This is a genomic window from Deltaproteobacteria bacterium (assembly GCA_011375175.1).
In the GTDB taxonomy this organism is placed as follows: Bacteria; Desulfobacterota; GWC2-55-46; order GWC2-55-46; family DRME01; genus DRME01.
In genome coordinates, this window is record DRME01000011.1 from 19,322 (window position 1) to 37,721 (window position 18,400).

The following is an 18,400-nucleotide window of genomic DNA, read 5'->3' on the forward strand; positions in this document are numbered from 1 at the left end:
GGCTCCGGGTCCGCCGGTGACGATGAAGAGGCTGGAAGTAAGGGAGCTCGTCAAGTCTTTCAAGGGCAGGCGCGTGGTCGACGGCGTGACCCTCGACGTCGCGCAGGGTGAGATCGTGGGACTTCTGGGGCCCAACGGCGCCGGCAAGACCACGACCTTCTACATGACCGTGGGGCTTGTGACCCCCGACAGCGGCCGCGTCATGCTCGACGACACCGACATAACGGCCGTCTCCATGTACCGGCGGGCCAGGCTCGGCATAAGCTATCTCCCCCAGGAGCCCTCGGTCTTCCGCAAGCTCACGGTGGAGGAGAACATCAGGGCCATACTGGAGTTCCAGGACCTCGGGCCGGGCGAGCTCGAGGAGCGCCTCGACAGGCAGTTGCGCGAGCTCGGCGTGGAGCACCTGCGGGGCGTCAAGGCCTACGCCCTCTCGGGCGGCGAAAGGCGCAGGGTCGAGATAGCGAGGGCCATGGTCAACGAGCCGGCCTTCCTGCTCCTGGACGAGCCGTTCTCGGGCATAGACCCGAAGGCGGTGGGCGACATACAGGACATCGTCACCGAGCTGCGGGACAAGGGCATAGGCATACTCGTCACGGATCACAACGTGGGCGCCACGCTCGGCATCTGTGACAGGGCGTACATCATAGGCGAGGGAAGGCTGCTCGAGGCCGGCGCTCCGGAGCGCATACTGGAGAGCCGCCGCGTGCGGGAGGTCTACCTGGGCGAGAGGTTCAGGCTCTGAAGCCCCAGGGACGGAACGCTGCGGGTCTTCTCAAGGTGTCGATGGCATACGAAGTAAGACAGGAACTCAGGCTCACCCAGCAGCTCGTGATGACGCCGCAGCTCCAGCTCGCCATCAAGCTGCTGCTCCTGCCCAAGATCGAGCTCGAGACGATGGTGCGCGAGGAGATCCAGACCAACCCGGTCCTCGAGGACACCATCGAGGCCGAGGGACGGGAGGTCAAGCGGGAAGAGGATACGCGCACCGAGATAGACTGGCAGTCCTACCTCGACGACTACCACGACACCCGGATGCCGGGCGTGGACTTCAGCGCCCGCGACGAGGACGGCTATGTGGAGAACGTCTCGTCGGCGGGCAGCTCTCTCGGCGACCACCTCTACTGGCAGCTCGTCATGGCCGGTCTCCCCGACGAGGATTTCAAGCTCGGCGAGTTCATAATAGGCAACATCGACGAAAACGGCTACCTGCGCGTCGTCGAGTCCGCCGACGAGCGGACCGCGGCGCAGTATGAGCAGGGAGGCGCAGAGCTGGGAGGGGGGTGCGGAGCGGACCGCCCCCGGGGCGCTCTGCTCCCCTTCAGCGGCCCCGGCGACCCCGAATGGAGGGCCGTCGAGGTCATAGCCTCCCATACGGGAGTCGCCGTGAGCGACGTCGAGCGGGTGCTGGCCGTCATCCAGGACTTCGACCCCCCCGGCGCCGGGGCGCGCAGCGTCAGAGAGTGCCTGCTGCTCCAGGCCCGCTCCCTGCCCGTGCGCGACACCCTCGTGGAAGAGATAATCTGCCGCCACCTCGACACGCTGGCGCGCAAGAATCTCAAGGCCATAGCCCGGGACCTGGGCGTCACGGCGGAAGAGGTGGCCGAGGCGGCGAGGACCATAAGCAGGTCGCTGAGCCCGGCGCCGGGTTCGGCCTTCGGCTCCGACGACTCCCGCGTCATCGTCCCCGACGTCTACGTCCACAAGGTGGACGGCAGGTACGTGGTCACCCTCAACGAAGACGGCATGCCCAAGCTCAAGGTGAGCGGCTACTACAAGCGCCTGCTCAAGTCGGGCGGGGCCATGAACGAGGAGGCCAAGGGCTATATACAGGAGAAGCTGCGCTCGGCGGCATGGCTGATAAAGAGCGTCCAGCAGCGCCAGCGCACCATCTACAGGGTGGTCGAGAGCATCGTCCGCTTCCAGCAGGAGTTTCTCGACAAGGGGCTCAAGTACCTCAAGCCCCTGGTCCTCAAGGACGTGGCCGAGGACATAGACGTCCACGAGTCCACGGTGAGCCGCGTGACATCCAACAAGTACGTGCACACGCCCCGCGGCATCTACGAGCTCAAGTTCTTCTTCTCGTCGAGCCTGGGCGGAGGCGGCGGAGACGCCGTGGCCGTGGAGTACATAAAGGAGCGGCTCAGGAAGATCATCGAGAGCGAGGACCCCGCTTCCCCGCTGAGCGACAAGCAGCTCGTCGAGAAGCTGCGCGAGGCGGGCATAGACGTGGCAAGGCGCACGGTGGCCAAGTACAGGGAGTCCATGGGCTTCCTATCGTCAACGAGGCGCAAAAAGAGTTTCTGAACGCCGCGCGTGCTTCCGCCGGCCGCCGCCGCGGCGCCGACGGCGCTGCGCGCGGAAAGGGGGAGAGGGCGGCGGCCGCCGAGTCCGCGCCGCGGCGGCCACGGGGCTTTCCGGGCGCCGGGGCCGGGCGGGAGGCTCCCCGCAGAAGAGGCGTCTTCGCTTCGGAACAAATCATCGGAGGGTTGGTATATGCGCGTTACCGTTACATTCAGGCACATGGAGTCGTCGGAACCGCTTAGAAGCTACGCCGAGGAGAAGACGGCGAGGATTGCGAGGTACCTCACCGAGCCCGCCGAGGTCCACTGGGTCCTCTCCGTCGAGAAGAGGCGGCACAACGCCGACGCCACCGTCGTCGCCGGCGGGCTCACCATCAAGGCCCACGAGGACACGCAGGACCTCTACGCGGCCATCGACACGGTCATCGACAAGCTCGAAAAGCAGGTGAAAAGGCACAAGGAGAAGGTCAAAAACCACAAGGCCGCGCCCGCCGTCGCCGAGGCGATGGCCGCCGGAGCAGGCGCTGCGGCCGCCCCGGCCTCACAGCCGGGGCCGAGGATCGTAAAGACCGAGAACCAGTTCGTCAAGCCCATGTCCGTCGAGGAGGCGACCCTGCAGATGGACATGGTGGACAACGACTTCCTCGTCTTCACCGACTCGTCGACGAACAACATAAGCGTAATCTACAGGAGAAGCGACGGCAACTACGGGCTCATAGAGACCCGGACCAGGTGAGGGCCGTACCGGCCCTCACCTTATAGGGGCGATGCCGCTTTATTACACCGGGGGAAACTTTCTGTAGAAGGGCCATAGGCCCCCGTTTCCCCCAGACCCCCTTCAAAGACTTTTAAATCCCTGCGGGTCACCCCGATTTTGCTTGCAAAATCGGGGTGATCCGCAGGGCGTCAAAAGTCTTTTGAGGGAGTCTGAGGGAACCGTGGGTCTGTGACCCTTTTACAAAAAAGTTCCCTCAGGGTAATTAATCAGAGCTTCCTTAACAAAAGGCTCCGGCAGGGCGAGTCGGGTCTTCCCCGGGGGGCGCGGCCCCCTTGCGCCGCCGAAGAGGTGAAAGAGATGCTTTTATCGCAACTGCTCAGCGAGGAGTTCGTCGCCCCGCAGGTCGAGGCCGAAGACAAGCGCGGGCTCCTCGAGGAGATGTGCAGGGACCTCGCCGCCAAGGTCGACGGCATAGAGTGCGACGTGCTCATCGAGTCGCTCCTTGAGAGGGAGAAGCTCGGAAGCACGGCCATCGGTCACGGCGTGGCCATACCGCACTGCAAGCTCAAGGGGATAGACCGCGTCCACGTCTACTTTGCAAGGAGCCTTCGCGGCATCGACTTCCAGACCCTCGATGACGAGCCGGTCCACCTCTTCTTTCTGATCGTCGCCCCGGAGAGCGCCGTGAAGGAGCATCTCGACGTCCTCTCCGCGGTCTCCAGGCTCGTAAGGGACGACTCGGTGAGGGAGAGGCTCATGGCCGCGGCCGACGGCAGCGAGATATGCAGGATCATAAGGGACGAAGAAAAGAGGATCGTCAGACGGGCCGTATGAGGGCCGTTCCGGCGCCGGAGGGGACGAAGCGGGGAAGATGGGAATACCCATAAAGGAACTCCTCGCCGACTCCGTCGCCGCCAGGCTCGCTCTCAGGGTCGTGGCGGGCGCCGAGGGACTGGGGCGCGAGATCGAGACCTCGCGCATCCAGAAGCCGGGACTCCTGCTCACCGGACTGCTCGAGGAGCTCCACTCCGACAGGGTGCAGATCCTCGGGGCGGCCGAGATCGGCTACCTCACAAGCCTCGACGCCGCTGACCTCGAGCGCGCTCTCGGCACGCTCGAGCGCGCCCGCATACCGGCCGTCATCGTCACCAGGGGCATAGAGCCGCCCGCCTTCCTCGTCGAGCTCGGAGACCGCAACGGCATCCCCGTGCTGGCCTCGTCCCATACGTCGTCGGTCCTCATAGACCGCCTCACCAAGTTCCTCGAGGAGAGGCTCGCGCCGGTCACAACGCTGCACGGCGTCTTCATGGACGTGCTCGGCGTGGGCATACTGGTGCTCGGCAAGAGCGGCATAGGAAAGAGCGAATGCGCGCTGGACCTCATCTCGCGGGGCCACAGGCTCGTGGCCGACGACGTGGTCGTCATAAAGCGCATGCCGCCGTCGGTGCTCTTCGGCACGGCCGTCGACCTCTCGCGCTACCACATGGAGGTGAGGGGCCTGGGGATAGTCAACATAAAGGACCTCTTCGGCATCACGGCCATAAGGGAAAGAAAGCAGATGGATATAGTGGTGGAGCTTGTGAGGTGGGACCCGGCGGGCGAGTACGAGCGCATAGGCCTCGAGGAGATGAGCTACGAGATACTCGGCGTGGAGCTCCCCTACTTCGTCGTTCCCGTGAGCCCGGGGCGCAGCATCGCCACCATAGTGGAGGTCGCCGCGCGCAACCAGATACTGAAGATAATGGGCTACAACTCGGCCAGGGAGTTCGCCCGCAGGCTCAACAAGAGACTGGTGAGGTCCGGGAGGTAGGCTGCGGTGAGGGAGGTAAGGCTCGTGGTGCTGAGCGGGCTTTCGGGCTCGGGCAAGAGCACGGTGCTGAACGTGCTCGAGGACATGGGGTACTTCTGCGTGGACAACCTGCCGGTCATGCTGCTGCCCAAGTTCGTGGAGCTGCTCTCCAGCTCCGAGGACATCTCCAGGGCCGCCACCGTGGTCGACGTGCGCGAGAGGGGCTTTCTCAAGGACTTCCCGGCCATCTTCTCGGCCATAAAGAACGAGCCCGGCGTAAGGGGCGAGCTCGTCTTCTTCGAGGCCTCCGACGAGGCGCTGGTAAAGAGGTTCAGCGAGACGCGAAGACGCCATCCGCTGGGCGGGGACCTGAGCCCCATAGAGGGGCTGCGGCTCGAGCGCGAGCTTCTGGGCGAGCTCAAGGCCAGGGCCGACCGCGTCATAGACACGACGCACTACAACGTCCACCAGCTCAAGGAGGCCGTGAGCGAGTACTTCGCCGAGAGCCGGGAGGGCGAGAAGATGGTCCTGAGCTTCGTCTCCTTCGGCTACCGCTACGGCGTGCCCGCCGACGCCGACCTGGTGATGGACGTGAGGTTTCTGCCCAACCCTCACTTCGTGGACTCTCTCAGGGCGTTCACGGGCCTTGACGAGAGGGTGAGGGAGTTCGTGCTCTCGCGCGGCGAGACCAGGGAGTTTCTCAGGCGATACGTGGAGTTCCTGCGGTATCTGCTGCCTCTTTACATGAAGGAGGGCAAGTCGTACCTGACCGTCGCCATCGGCTGCACCGGCGGCAGGCACCGTTCGGTGGCCATAGCGGACTATCTCGCTTCGGCGCTCGGGTCGGACGGCATAGTGACCCGCAAGCGCTTCAGGGACATGGAAAAGACATGAGGGAAGCAGCCGCCCGGCGCAGCCCGCGCCGCCGGTCCGTCGAAACGCCATGATTGGAGCAGTGATCATAACCCACGGCCCGCTGGCCGCAAGCCTGCTGGAGACGGCGGAGCTCATCGTCGGCAGGGTCGAGAAGGTCCGGGCGCTGGCGGTGGGGAAGGAAGAGACGTCGGAGGAGATAAAGGCGCTTCTCACCGCGGCGGTAGCCGAGGTCGGGGAGGAGGGCGCGGTGATCTTCACCGACATGTTCGGCGGCACGCCGACGAACATCGCGCTGTCGCTGCTGGAGAAGGACAGGGTGGAGGTCCTCACGGGCGTCAACCTGCCCATGCTCGTCAAGTTCGAATCCTACAGGCGGAACAAACCCCTCGGCGAGCTCGTGACCATGCTCGTCGAGCAGGGCCGCGAGAGCATGGTTCTGGCCAGCGCCATGCTCAAGGCGAAGCAGGAGTAGCCTCCTCGCCCGTGAAGAGGCGGCACCGCGTCAGATGCTCAAGCTCATAAGGGTCGACGACAGACTCATACACGGCCAGGTCGTGGCGGCCTGGGTCCCCTTCGTCAAGGCCGACGTGGTCATCGTGGCTTCCGACGAGGCGGCGGCCGACAGCTTCCAGTGCACGGTGCTGCGCTCGTGCGCCCACAAGGGGCTGGCCGTAATAGTCACGACCATTCGCGGCGCCGTGGAGGCCGTGAACTCGGGGACCTTCAGGGACTCCAACCTCATGGTGGTCACGGCGTGCCTGCGCGACGCCATGCGGCTGTACGACTCGGGCCTGCGTTTCTCGACGCTCAACATCGGCAACATCCACCACGACGGCGACGCCCGCGAGGTCACCGAGTCGGTGCGGATCACGGTGGAGGAAGAGCACATACTCGAACGCTTCGAGGGTCTGGGCGTGAGGGTGGATATACGGGACGTGCCGAGCAGGCCCTCCAAGTCGTTCCACTGAGGTCGCCGGGGGTGGAGATGGCGGGTGAACTCTTCGTTGATGCCTGCGCGGCCGGCCTGGCCGGCGCCCTTGCAAGCCTTGACAGGACCGCCGCCCTGCAGGTGATGGTCTCCCGGCCGCTCGTGGCCGCCGCGGCCGTGGGCGCGCTGCTGGGGGACGTGAACTCGGGGCTCGCCGCCGGCGTGCTCGCCGAGCTTCTGCTAATAGGCGACCTCCCCGTCGGAGGCTATGTGCCCCTCCACGAGACGGCACTGGCTGTGGTCGCCGCGGCCGTGAGCGTCGTCCTTGTGCGCAGCTGGGCGCCCGAGGCCGCCGGGGAGGAGGCCTACGGGTGGGCCGCCGCGGCGTGGCCGTCCTTGCTCGCCGCCGCGCCGGCCGTGGCGGCGGCCGTGCCCGCGGGCGTCGTCTTCCGCAGGCTCGACGCCCTTGCAAGGAGGCTCAACGGCGGGCTCGTGGACGGGGCCCTGCGCAGCGCGGCGGCTGGGGACACGGCCGGCGTCGTGGCGGCGAACCTCAAGGGGACGGCCGTCTTCTTCGCCGTGACGGCCCCGGCGCTCACGGCGGCGCTGCTGCTCTACATGTACGCGGCCCGCTCCGCGGCCGGTCTTGCGGCCGGCTCCCCCTTGCTCGACTGGTTCGCGGCGGCGCTCTTTCTCGCCGCGTCGGCGAGGGCGCTCGACGCCGTGTGCGCGCAGCGACGCTGCCTGCTCGTCTTCGGCGGCGGCGCTGCGGCGGCGCTTGCGTGGATGGCGGCGTCATGATGGGCCCGGCGGCGTTGGCCAAGGTGTTGCTGGGCTCCTTTTTCATACAGTCGGCCTGGAACTACAAACGCATGCAGGCGCTGGGATTCGCGGCGGCCCTGGCCCCGGCGATAAGGGAGATATACGGCGACGCGCCCTCGAGGGCGCGGGCCCTCGAGCGACATCTCGACTTCTTCAACACCCATCCCTACATGGTTTCGCCGCTGCTCGGCGCCGTCGTCAGGACCGAGGAACTGGCGGCCTCGGGCCGGGCCGACGCTGCGCTCTGCACGGAGATGAAGCGAAAGGTCATGGGGCCCTACGGCGCCATAGGCGACATGTTCTTCTGGGGCGCGCTCAGACCGCTCGCTTCGCTTGCGGGGGCCGCGGCCGTGCTCGCCTGGGGGGCGCCCGGCGTCGTCGTCTTCCTCGTATTCTACAACGCCGTCCATCTGGCCATGAGGATCGGAGGCTTCGTGGCTGGCTACAGGCTCGGCCCGGCGGTCATAGACGTGGTGGCGGGGCTTGATCTGCCGCAGTGGAGCCTCAGGCTCAGGACGGCGGCGGCCGGTGTGGCCGGTTTCCTTGTGGTGACGGCGGCGCGGCAGTGGCCTGCGGCGGCTTCGGCGCAGCGTGCGCTGCCACAGGAGGTGGCCGCCGGCGCGGCCGCGGCGGCCATCGTCTGTGTCGCCGCCGTCATCATGAGGAGGGGCTTTCCCCGGCGCGGGAGCCTCCTCTCCGTCGCCGCGGCGCTCCTTGCCGTCCTGACGCCTGCGGGCGCCGTCGTTTGAGGGCTTATGGTTGACAGGGACACGGCCTGCGTGGAAAAGAGCTTCACCATAAAGAACAGGCTCGGCATGCACGCCAGGGCGGCGGCCTCGTTCGTCCAGGTGGCCAACAGCTTCGATTCCGACATATACGTGAAGAAGGACGACCAGGAAGTCAACGGCAAGAGCATCATGGGCATCCTCATACTGGCGGCCCCCTGCGGCTCGACCATAACCATAAAGGCCGAGGGCAGTGACGCCGAGAACGCCGTGAACGCTCTGGGCGACCTCGTAGACAGGGGGTTTGACGAAGAATGACGGGCGGGGAGAGAAAAGAAGTCGAGCTGCTGCGCGGCATAGGCGTATCGTCGGGCATAGTCATAGGAAGCGCCTATCTGCTCGAGCGCGGCGTGCCGGAGCCCGTCCAGTACTGCCACCTCGCAGACGACGCGGCCGAGCAGGAGATCGAGCGCTTCAAGAAGGCCCTCAGGGAGTCGCGCGAGCAGCTCAACCGCATAAAGAAGAAGGTCGAACTCGACAAGGTCGGCAGAGAGCACATCCGCATAATCGACGCCCACCTGCTCATCCTCAAGGACCAGATGCTCATAAACGACACCATACGCGTCATAAAGGAGCAGAAGATCAACGCCGAGTGGGCGCTGAAGATGGTCCTAAAGGACCTCAAGGACTTTTTCGACAGGATCGACGACACCTACCTGCGCGAGCGCAGCGCCGACATCGAGCACACCGTGAACCGCGTCCTCGGCAACCTCATGGGCAGAAAGCACGAGAGTGTGGCCGACCTCAAGGAGCCCTGCATCGTCGTGGCCCACGACCTCGCGCCGACCGACACGGCCCAGATGGCCAGGGGCCGTGTCCTCGGCTTCCTCACCGACATAGGCGGCAAGACCTCCCACACGGCCATCATGGCGAAATCGCTCGACATCCCGGCGGTGGTGGGTCTGGAGTCGGTGACGCACAAGGTGGAGACGGGCGATACGGTCATAGTCGACGGCACGACGGGCACGGTCATAGTCAACCCCTCGCGCAGCGTCCTCGACATATACCGCAAGCGCCGCGAACGCTACGCCCGCTACGGCCGCGCCCTCCACAACTACAAGGACCTCCCCTCGGAGACGACCGACGGCCGTTATATAAAGATAATGGGCAACCTCGAGATAGTCGAGGAGATGGACGCCTTCCTCGAACACGGCGCCGAGGGCATAGGGCTCTACAGGACCGAGTTCCTCTACCTCAACCGCCGGGAGCTGCCCACCGAGCAGGAGCACCTGACGGCCTACAAGGAGGTGGCCGGCCGCATGGCGCCCCATCCGGTGGTGATCAGGACACTGGACATAGGGGGCGACAAGCTGCCACACTCGGTCGACGTCCCCTCGGAGATGAATCCCGCCATGGGACTTCGGGCCATAAGGTTCTGCCTGCGGCGACTCGACATATTCAAGACCCAGCTTCGGGCCATCCTGCGGGCCAGCGCCTTCGGCAAGATCAGGATCATGTTCCCCATGATCTCCGGCGTCGACGAGCTGCGCCGCGCAAAAGAGGTGCTCGAGGAGGTCAAGCAGGAGCTGCGCAGCGAAGGGGTCCGCTTCGACGAGAAGATCGAGGTGGGCGCCATGATAGAGGTCCCCGCCGCCGCGGCCATAGCCGATCTCCTCGCCCGGGAGGTAGACTTCTTCTCCATCGGCACCAACGACCTCCTCCAGTACTCCCTGGCCATAGACCGGGTCAACGAGCACGTGGCCTATCTCTACGAGCCCTTCCACCCGGCCGTGCTGAGGACCGTCAAGGGCGTGGTGGACGCTGCCCGCGAGGCGGGCATAGACGTGGGGGTGTGCGGCGAGATGGCCGGAGAGCCGGAGTCGGCGCTCATATTCGTGGGCTTCGGCATAGACCGGCTCTCCATGAACTCCTTTTCCATCCTGAGGGTAAAGAAACTCATCCGCTCCGTGAGCTACGCCGACGCCAGGCTCATAAGCGAGGCGGCCATGAACTTCTCGACGGCCAGGGAGGTGGAGGCCTACATAAGCTCCAGGATTTCATCGGTCTACAGGGACGAGCTCTGGGCCTGACCACCCGCTCCAACGCAGACTCCCCGCCGGAAAAACGCCACGGAAGGTGGTTTTTGGTTGACATCGCCGCGAGAAAGAAATTAAGATTACGTATTTACATCAGACAAAGGCCGAGAAGGAGGGCAAGAATGAGAGAGTACATCTTCACGTCCGAGTCCGTCACCGAAGGACATCCGGACAAGGTGTCGGACCAGGTCTCCGACGCCATACTGGACGCGCTGCTTGCGCAGGACCCCCGCAGCAGGGTCGCCTGTGAGACGCTCGTCACCACGGGACTGGCGCTCGTGGCCGGCGAGATAACCACCAAGGCCGTCGTCGATTACGCCTCCATAGTGAGGCGGACCATAAGGGAGATCGGCTACACCGACGCCGCCATAGGCTTCGACGGCGACACCTCGGCCGTGCTCGTCTCATTCGACAGGCAGTCTCCCGACATCGCCCGGGGTGTGGACGAGGGCGAGGCCAAGGAGCAGGGCGCCGGCGACCAGGGCCTCATGTTCGGCTACGCCTGCGACCATACGCCCGAGCTCATGCCCATGCCCATCGTGCTCGCCCACAAGCTCACGCGCAGGCTCGCCGAGGTGCGAAAAAAGGGCGTCCTCGACTTCGTCCGTCCCGACGGGAAGAGCCAGGTGACGGTGCGCTACAACTACGGCAGGCCCGTGGCCGTCGACGCCGTTGTCGTCTCCACCCAGCACACCCCCGCCGTCACCAACGACCGGCTCCGCGAAGGCATTATGGAGGAGGTCATCAAGAGCGTCATACCCGCCGAACTTCTGCACGACGGCACCCGATACCACATCAACCCCACGGGCCGTTTCGTCGTCGGCGGTCCCCACGGCGACTGCGGGCTTACGGGCAGGAAGATAATCGTGGACACCTACGGCGGTCACGGAAGCCACGGCGGCGGCGCCTTTTCGGGCAAGGACCCCTCCAAGGTGGACCGCTCGGCCTCCTACATGGCCCGCTACGTGGCCAAGAACATCGTCGCCGCCGGCCTGGCAAGCGAGTGCGAGGTCCAGATAGCCTACGCCATAGGCGTGCCCGAGCCCGTCTCCGTCATGGTCGACACCTTCGGCACCGAGAAGATCCCGCCCGAGAAGATAGAGGGCCTCATAAACGACCACTTCGATCTGCGTCCCCGGCAGATAGTGGAGGCCCTCGACCTGCTCCGCCCCATCTACAGGCAGACGGCCGCATACGGCCACTTCGGAAGGACAGAGCCCGACTTCACCTGGGAGAGGACCGACAAGGCCGAGGCCCTCAAGGCCGCGGCGGGGCTCTGAGGGGGGCCGCCGCGGTTTGAAAGGGCGGACCGGGGCGCTTGTTCGGGAAGCTCTGATTAATTACTCTGGGGGAACCTTTCTGAAGAAGGGCCACAGGCCCACGTTTCCCCCAGACCCCTTCAAAGACTTCTGATACCTTTCGGACTCCCCTGATTTGCTTGCAAAATCAGGGGAGTCCGAAGGCATTAAAAGTTTTTGGAGGGAGTCTGAGGGAACCTTTTTACAAAAAGGTTCCCTCAGTCAGAGGAGCAAAAAACAATCATAACGGGAGGAATGATGGATTACGACGTTAAGGACCTCGCCCTCGGCGACAAGGGCAGGCTCAGGATCGAATGGGCCGAGATGGACATGCCCGTTCTGCGGAGCATCAGGGAAGAGTTCAGGAAGAAGAAACCCCTAAAGGGTGTGACGATCGCGGCCTGTCTCCACGTGACGACCGAGACGGCCAACCTCATGATCACCCTCAAGGCCGGCGGCGCCGACGCCTCGCTGTGCGCCTCCAACCCGCTGAGCACCCAGGACGACGTGGCCGCGGCGCTGGTGAAGCACTACGGCATACCGGTCTACGCCATAAAGGGCGAGGACAAGAAGACATACTACGACCACATAAACGCCGTGCTCGACCGCAGGCCCAACATCACCATGGACGACGGAGCGGACCTCGTCTCCATGCTCCACTCCGAGCGCAGGGACCAGGCGTCCGACATCCTCGGCTCCACCGAGGAGACGACGACCGGCGTCATAAGACTCAAGAGCCTCGCCGCCCAGGGTCTCCTGAGCTTCCCGGTCATCGCCGTCAACGACGCCTCGACCAAGCACTTCTTCGACAACCGCTACGGCACCGGCCAGTCCACGGTTGACGGCATCGTGAGGGCCACAAACAGGCTCATCGCGGGGTCCGTCTTCGTCGTCTGCGGCTACGGGTGGTGCGGCAAGGGGGTGGCCATGCGCGCCCGGGGGCTCGGCGCCGACGTGGTCGTCACCGAGGTGGACCCGCTGCGCGGGCTCGAGGCCGTCATGGACGGCTTCAGGGTGATGCCCATCGCCCAGGCCGCCCGCACGGGCGATATATTCTGCACCGTCACCGGCGACATCAACGTCATCCGCCGCGAGCACTTCGAGAAGATGAAGGAAGGGGCCATAGTCTGCAACTCGGGCCACTTCAACGTGGAGCTCGACCTCGACGGGCTCAAGGCCATATCGAAGAAGAAGCGGCTGGTGCGCGAGTTCGTCGAGGAGTACACCCTCAGGGACGGCCGCAGGCTCTACGTGCTGGCCGACGGCCGGCTCGTAAACCTCGCCGCCGCCGAGGGACACCCGGCAAGCGTCATGGACATGAGCTTCGCCAACCAGGCCCTCGGCGCCGAGTACCTCGTCAAGAACGCCTCGAAGCTCGAAAACAAGGTCTACGTCGTGCCCGAGACGATAGACCGCAACATAGCCAAGCTCAAGCTCGCCTCGCTGGGCGTGAAGATCGACAGGCTCACGGCCGAGCAGAAGAAGTACCTCGCCTCCTGGGAGATGGGCACCTGAGGAGGAGTCGTCTCCGCGTCCCAGAGGGAAGAGGCCCCGCCGCTTCAGCGCGGCGGGGCCTTTGCGCGTGCGGCGAAAATCAGCTTGTCTTGACGCCTGCCTTGGTGTTATCATATCCGTTGAGAGAGCCCGGCCTTCGATGCCGCTCAAGGAGGCCGACGTCGTTGATGAGCCACCACCTGTGACAGGAGGTATCTTTCGATGAGCAGCACTCCGTGCCTTGCCGTCTCGCGCCGGGAGACGGGAGGCGTATCCGGCGGACGGCGGCGTCTGTCCCTCTGCGCCCTTGTCCTTGCGGCGGCCCTCTTTTCGGGCTGCGCCGCCACCAACGAGGAGATAGTGGAAAAGGGCGGCGACGAGGCCCTCTTCCACCGGGCCATGGTCTACTACCAGAACACCAAGCTCGAGCACGCCGAGAAGGACCTGAAGAAACTGATGGACGAGTACCCGCTCAGCAAGTACGCCCTCGAGGCCCAGCTCAAGCTGGCGGACATCTACTACTCGGTGACCCGCTACGAAGACGCCAACGCCTACTACACGAGCTTCGTGGCCATCCATCCCTCCCATCCCAAGGCCCCTTACGCCCAGTTCCAGAAAGGGATGTGCCGGCTGCGCGAGGTGCTGAGCGTGGACCGCGACCAGACCTCCACACAGAAGGCCATCTTCTCCTTCGAGGACGTGATCGCGAGGTATCCCGACAGTCCCTATGCCGGGAAGGCGCGCTCCATAATAACGTTCCTGCGCCGCAGGCTCGCCGAGCGCGAGTTCTATGTGGGCAAGTTCTACTTCAAGGACAAGAACTACAAGGGCGCTCTCTACCGCTTCTCCGGCATACTGAGGGACTATCCCGACGCCGGCATAACGGACAAGGCGCTCTACTATCTCGGAAAGTCCTACTCCAGGCTCGGCGAGGAGAAGCGCGCAAAGGAGGTCTTCGCCAGGCTCAGGGCCCGCTTTCCCGACAGCCCCTACGCCGCCTCCGGGGAGAAGTGAGGCGGCGGTTCCACAGGCACGGGAGAGCGGCTGATTCGAGGAGGCTCGATGGAGAAAGGGTGGCTCCACTACTACGAGACCGGCAAGGCGGCCTTCAAGGAGAGGGACTACGACAAGGCCCTTTCCTGTCTTGAGCGTGTCGTAAAGCTCAAGCCCACCTTCGCCGACGTCTTCAACATGCTCGGTCTCATATACTACGACAGGAAGCGTTACGACGAGGCCGAGTCGGCCTTCCTCAACGCCCTCGAGCTCAATCCAGAGTACATCGAGGCGTCCCTGAACCTCTCGATCCTCTACAACGAGCGGGGCCAGTTCGACAAGGGCGGCGACGTATATGAGCGCGCCCGCGCAGCCCGCGCCGCCGCCGGAGACGCAGGCGCCGAGCCCTACCTCGACCCCAACGTCAAGGGCAAGCTGGCCAACATGCACGCCGCCATAGGCGATGTCTACAGCGACCTCGGCCACTACGAAAAGGCCGTCGACGAGTACCGCAAGGCCCTGGAGCTGCGCCCGGGCTTCGTGGACATAAAGACGAATCTCGCCGCGGCCTACCGTTCGCTCAAGGACTATTCGAGGGCCGTGCGCGAGCTCGAGGAGGCGCTCGATATGGTGCCGGGCTATGTGAGCGCCATGGTTCAGCTCGGCCTCACCTTCTACTGCATGGGGCTTCACGACAGGGCCAAGCAGATGTGGGTCGAGGCCCTGAAGATAAATCCCGGCGAGCGCCTTGCGCGCATGTATCTCAATCACCTGCTAAGCTCCGGCCCTGCCTGAGAGCGGCCGCCGCCCCCTGCTCTCCTCCGCCTTCCGCGCCTTTTCCATTCAAAAGACTTGACAGTTCCGGCGGCTTACGGTAGATTGTAGGAATCACTGCGTAACGTTCTCCGGGCCGCTAGCTCAGTTGGTAGAGCAGCTGACTCTTAATCAGCGGGTCAAAGGTTCGAGCCCTTTGCGGCCCACCAGAAAGATCAGGGGTTACGGTCTCCGTAGCCCCTTTCGTTTATCCGCTCCCGCAAGTGTCCCGCTCTCTTTACAGCACGGCGACGGCCTCCACACTTCTCCCCCTGCGCTCCCTGGCCAGGCCGGGGGCGACGACTCTTTTGTAGCGCGTTGCGCGAGGCCGCGCCCGCTCCGCTCCGGGAGCGGCCCGCGCCAGGCGGGGTCGTTACGCCTTTGCGGCCCGCTCCCGGAGCGGAGCGGACGCGGAGGCGGACCGACACATACACAGGCGCAGAGGGGGGCACAGGGGGGCACAGGGGGGCACAGGGGGGTACAGTGGGGCGGCCGTGGGGCCGGCAGCCCCTAAGAGCCCCATGGGCCGTGAATGCGGCCTGTGAGACTTTCAGGAAGCCCTCTTCGCCGCGTCATTGCGGGGAGGGGGGCCGTAGTGACGAGGCAGGCTGCGGGCGGGTGGTTTGTTGGAAGACGGCATTGCCTCGTTACGCCCGCGATGACAAAAGAGACAATAAATCGGAGTTTCCTCTATCGACGGGAGAAGGGAGGTGATCCGGAGTGAAGAGGTTCGGCGCTTTACTGCTGGCGCTCGTTCTCGTAATGCCCGCGGTCTTTGCCGCCGGCTGTGTCTACGACGGCTACTATCTCAGGGACGACGGGGGCGAAGAGAGGGAGCGTCACGAGCGGGAGGAGCGCGAGAGGCGCGAGAGCGAGGAGCGCGGCTCGCTGGTCATCGACGGGACCGTCGTCGGCTGAAGCGGCGGCGCGCCGGAGGCGGTCATTCGCCCACCCTGGCCAGAAGGCCCTTGTCCTTGACGGTTCTCAGGTTCCAGGAGAAGAAGGCGAGGGACGAGGCGAGATAGACGACGTTGAGGCCCGTTGCCTTGAGGACCCCGGCGGTGGGGACCGTGCCGTCCGTTATGACGGCCCTCATGCCCTCGAAGACGTGGGCCGAGGGCAGCGCCGCGGCCACGGCCTGGAGCACGGGCGGCAGGACCGACACGGGGTAGAAGACGGCCGAGACGGGCTGGAAGAGGAAGGCGATGCCCCAGGCCAGGACCTCGGCCTCCTGGCCGAAGCGCATGATGACGGCGGCCGTTACGATGCCGACGGACCAGCCCATGACTATGAGGTTCATCATCAGCGGCACGAGGGCGAAGCCGAGGGTGAAGACGTTGAAGGCGTAGAGGAGCCAGGCGAGAAGGATCATGACCGACGAGGCCATGACAAGCTTCATGGCGCTTATGACGAGAAGGGAGGCCACGTACTCGGCCTCGGTCAGGGGGCTTACGAAGATGTTGACCAGGTTCCTCGACCACATGTCTTCGAGGAAGGCTATGGAGATGCCCTGCTGGCTGCGGAAGAGTATGTCCCAGAGGATGAGGGCGCCCATGAAGAAGGCCACGAAGTCGGGCAGCTCGCCGTTGTAGCGTATGAGGTAGGTGCTGATGAAGCCCCAGACGAGCAGGTCGAGAAGGGGCCAGTAGAATATCTCCATGAGCCTGGGCAGGCTGCGCTTGTAGAGGTAGAGGTGGCGCAGTGCGCAGGCCATGATGCGTCCGGTCTTCACGCCCTCTCCCCCCTTGGCGCGGCCCCGGCGCCGCTGCCGCGGCCTCCTCTGGTGACCTTGAGGAAGACCTCCTCGAGGGTTGCGCAGCCGAACCGGTCGAGTATGGCGGCGGGCGTGCCTGTGGCGGCTATCCTCCCTTTCACGAGCAGCATGAGCCTGTCGCTCATCTCTTCCATCTCCTGCATGTTGTGTGACGTGTAGACGATGGAGAAGTTGCGCTCCTCCTTGATGCGTCGCAGCAGGCTGCGCGTCTTGTCGGCCATGTCGGGGTCGAGGCTCGCCGTGGGCTCGTCGAGGAAGAGGACCTCGGGGTCGTTGAGGAGCGCCTTTGCGAGACAGGCCCTCGTTATCTGGCCGGACGAGAGCTTCCGTGTGGTCACGTCCCCGACTTCCTCGATCTCGAATGCGCGCAGGAGCCGCTCGATCTTTTCCCGGCGGCGGCGCACGCCGTAGAGGCGGGCGAAGACGTCGAGGTTTTCGCGCACCGTCAGCGAGTAGGGCAGCGACACGTAGGAAGAGGAGAAGTTGATCCGCGAGAGTATCTCCTCGCGTTCCCGCTCGAGGTCCATGCCGAGGATCCGCACCGAGCCGCTCGTGGGAGTGGTGAGGCCCATGAGCATCTGAAGCGTCGTCGTCTTTCCCGCGCCGTTGGGCCCCAGTACGCCCAGTATCTCGCCGCGGCGCAGGCGGAACGATATGCCGTCAACCGCCCTGAAGCCGCCGAAGACCTTGGTTAGCCCCTCTACCTCGACGGCGGGCTTCATTTCCCGGTCCGGCCCCGCCGTTGCTCTTTCAGCTCGCCGTAGACCTTGGCCGCGTTGAGGGGGAGCCACTGCTCATACTTCTCGTATCCGGCGTAGCGGGGAAGCTCTATGGAGGCCTTCACCTCTTCAAGGGTCTTTCCCTCGTCCATGAGGCGCGAGACCTCGGCGCGCAGCTCGCGCAGGTAGGCGGCGAAGCTTCGCACGCCGTCCACACCGGTGGGTTCGCCGTGACCGGGCAGGTAGACGTCGGCATCGAGGGCCTCGAGCTCCTCGAGGACCTCGAGCCAGCGGCCCGTGTGGCCGTCGCCGAGCCACGGCAGCCGCCGTGAGTAGAGGAGGTCCCCGGCTATCACGACCTTTTCTTCAGGCAGGTAGACGTAGATGTCGCCGTCGGTATGGGCGCCCGGCGCGGCCCTCACCACTATCTCGCGCCCTCCGGGGCGCAGCACCAGTTCGGAGTCCATGGTCATGGTCGGGAGGGTGAGCTCGAAGCCCTCGAGGCTTTCGGCGCCGAAGAAACGGACGAAGCGGCGGCGGTGAGCCTCGTCACGCTCGATGAGCAGCCTTCGCGTATCGGTGTGGGCGATTATCTCGCGCGCCTGGACGAAATACTGGTTGCCGAAGGTGTGGTCCCCGTGGTAGTGGGTGTTTATGACGTAGATTACCGGCTCGTCCGTCGTCCGGGCGATCTCCTCTCCGAGCAGCAGGGCGAGTTCCCGGGGACCCTGCGTGTCCACCACCACCACGCCTTCGCCGGTCACGATGAAGGCCGAGTTGGTCCTTCCTCCCCGGGCTACGAATCCGTAGACGCCGTCGGCCAGTCTCTCAAGGCGCGGCTGCGCCGCCGCTGTCCCGATGGCGGCGAGAAAGAAGAGCGCCCCGGCAAGGGCCGCCGCCGTGAAGTGTCGTCCGTTCATGGGCTCCTCCCTGACATCCACGTCTCCTGTTGATTACCCTGGGGGAAACTTTCTGTAGAAAGTTTCCCCCAGACCCCCTTCAAAGACTTTTAATTCCCTGCGGTTCATCCCGATTTTGCTTGCAAAATCGGG

General features: G+C 64.8%; 20 protein-coding genes and 1 tRNA gene. 18 read left to right on the forward strand and 3 right to left on the reverse strand.

All coding sequences use genetic code 11. The features are described 5' to 3' along the window. Positions 1–22 precede the first annotated feature (22 nt). The 18 genes from lptB (at position 23) to ENJ37_00880 (ending at position 15,773) form a co-directional block, all read left to right on the forward strand. Positions 23–745: an LPS export ABC transporter ATP-binding protein gene (gene lptB, locus ENJ37_00795; protein HHL39022.1), complete on the forward strand. Its 723-nt coding sequence runs from the start codon at positions 23–25 to the stop codon at positions 743–745. Positions 746–786: 41 nt separating this feature from the next. Next, a complete protein-coding gene (gene rpoN, locus ENJ37_00800; protein ID HHL39023.1) occupies positions 787–2,307 on the forward strand; it encodes an RNA polymerase sigma-54 factor in 1,521 nt (506 codons plus the stop codon). Positions 2,308–2,496: 189 nt separating this feature from the next. Beyond that, entirely contained in the window at positions 2,497–3,039 is a 543-nt protein-coding gene (raiA, locus tag ENJ37_00805) for a ribosome-associated translation inhibitor RaiA (protein ID HHL39024.1), read from the forward strand. A 339-nt stretch (positions 3,040–3,378) separates the two neighbouring features. Further along, entirely contained in the window at positions 3,379–3,855 is a 477-nt protein-coding gene (locus ENJ37_00810) for a PTS sugar transporter subunit IIA (GenBank protein HHL39025.1), read from the forward strand. Between the two features lie 37 nt (positions 3,856–3,892). Beyond that, positions 3,893–4,831, forward strand: a complete 939-nt coding sequence (hprK, locus tag ENJ37_00815) for an HPr(Ser) kinase/phosphatase (GenBank protein HHL39026.1) — start codon at positions 3,893–3,895, stop codon at positions 4,829–4,831. Between the two features lie 6 nt (positions 4,832–4,837). Continuing rightward, positions 4,838–5,704, forward strand: a complete 867-nt coding sequence (rapZ, locus tag ENJ37_00820; protein ID HHL39027.1) for an RNase adapter RapZ — start codon at positions 4,838–4,840, stop codon at positions 5,702–5,704. 49 nt (positions 5,705–5,753) lie between these two features. Next, positions 5,754–6,158, forward strand: coding sequence for a PTS sugar transporter (locus ENJ37_00825; GenBank protein ID HHL39028.1), 405 nt, complete (start codon positions 5,754–5,756; stop codon positions 6,156–6,158). A gap of 34 nt (positions 6,159–6,192) precedes the next feature. After that, the gene (locus ENJ37_00830) at positions 6,193–6,654 is read left to right on the forward strand and encodes a PTS mannose/fructose/sorbose transporter subunit IIB (protein ID HHL39029.1); all 462 of its coding nucleotides are present in this window, start codon (positions 6,193–6,195) and stop codon (positions 6,652–6,654) included. A gap of 17 nt (positions 6,655–6,671) precedes the next feature. After that, the gene (locus tag ENJ37_00835) at positions 6,672–7,415 is read left to right on the forward strand and encodes a hypothetical protein (protein HHL39030.1); all 744 of its coding nucleotides are present in this window, start codon (positions 6,672–6,674) and stop codon (positions 7,413–7,415) included. After that, a complete protein-coding gene (locus ENJ37_00840) occupies positions 7,397–8,185 on the forward strand; it encodes a PTS mannose transporter subunit IID (protein ID HHL39031.1) in 789 nt (262 codons plus the stop codon). Before ENJ37_00835 ends, ENJ37_00840 begins: the two co-directional genes overlap by 19 nt. 6 nt (positions 8,186–8,191) lie before the next feature. Beyond that, entirely contained in the window at positions 8,192–8,479 is a 288-nt protein-coding gene (locus tag ENJ37_00845; GenBank protein HHL39032.1) for an HPr family phosphocarrier protein, read from the forward strand. After that, entirely contained in the window at positions 8,476–10,251 is a 1,776-nt protein-coding gene (ptsP, locus tag ENJ37_00850; protein ID HHL39033.1) for a phosphoenolpyruvate--protein phosphotransferase, read from the forward strand. The genes ENJ37_00845 and ptsP overlap by 4 nt, the downstream gene beginning before the upstream one ends. A 128-nt stretch (positions 10,252–10,379) precedes the next feature. Beyond that, positions 10,380–11,537, forward strand: a complete 1,158-nt coding sequence (locus ENJ37_00855) for a methionine adenosyltransferase (GenBank protein ID HHL39034.1) — start codon at positions 10,380–10,382, stop codon at positions 11,535–11,537. 276 nt (positions 11,538–11,813) lie between these two features. Beyond that, complete coding sequence (locus ENJ37_00860) at positions 11,814–13,070, forward strand: adenosylhomocysteinase (GenBank protein HHL39035.1); 1,257 nt, start codon at positions 11,814–11,816, stop codon at positions 13,068–13,070. A gap of 201 nt (positions 13,071–13,271) precedes the next feature. Continuing rightward, entirely contained in the window at positions 13,272–14,063 is a 792-nt protein-coding gene (locus ENJ37_00865) for an outer membrane protein assembly factor BamD (protein HHL39036.1), read from the forward strand. A gap of 48 nt (positions 14,064–14,111) precedes the next feature. Beyond that, a complete protein-coding gene (locus ENJ37_00870; GenBank protein ID HHL39037.1) occupies positions 14,112–14,837 on the forward strand; it encodes a tetratricopeptide repeat protein in 726 nt (241 codons plus the stop codon). Positions 14,838–14,949: 112 nt separating this feature from the next. After that, positions 14,950–15,025: transfer RNA gene (locus ENJ37_00875), tRNA-Lys, on the forward strand. A gap of 550 nt (positions 15,026–15,575) precedes the next feature. Further along, positions 15,576–15,773 carry a hypothetical protein gene (locus tag ENJ37_00880; GenBank protein ID HHL39038.1) on the forward strand — a complete coding sequence of 66 codons (198 nt, stop codon included), beginning with the start codon at positions 15,576–15,578 and terminating at the stop codon, positions 15,771–15,773. Positions 15,774–15,795: 22 nt separating this feature from the next. Here the strand turns inward: ENJ37_00880 and ENJ37_00885 are convergent, their stop codons facing one another. The 3 genes from ENJ37_00885 to ENJ37_00895 are packed head-to-tail and all read right to left on the reverse strand — an operon-like array spanning position 15,796 to position 18,268. Further along, positions 15,796–16,587 carry an ABC transporter permease gene (locus tag ENJ37_00885; protein HHL39039.1) on the reverse strand — a complete coding sequence of 264 codons (792 nt, stop codon included), beginning with the start codon at positions 16,585–16,587 and terminating at the stop codon, positions 15,796–15,798. Next, complete coding sequence (locus ENJ37_00890) at positions 16,584–17,351, reverse strand: ABC transporter ATP-binding protein (GenBank protein HHL39040.1); 768 nt, start codon at positions 17,349–17,351, stop codon at positions 16,584–16,586. The genes ENJ37_00885 and ENJ37_00890 overlap by 4 nt, the downstream gene beginning before the upstream one ends. After that, the gene (locus tag ENJ37_00895; protein ID HHL39041.1) at positions 17,348–18,268 is read right to left on the reverse strand and encodes an MBL fold metallo-hydrolase; all 921 of its coding nucleotides are present in this window, start codon (positions 18,266–18,268) and stop codon (positions 17,348–17,350) included. Before ENJ37_00895 ends, ENJ37_00890 begins: the two co-directional genes overlap by 4 nt. Positions 18,269–18,400: the final 132 nt, after the last annotated feature.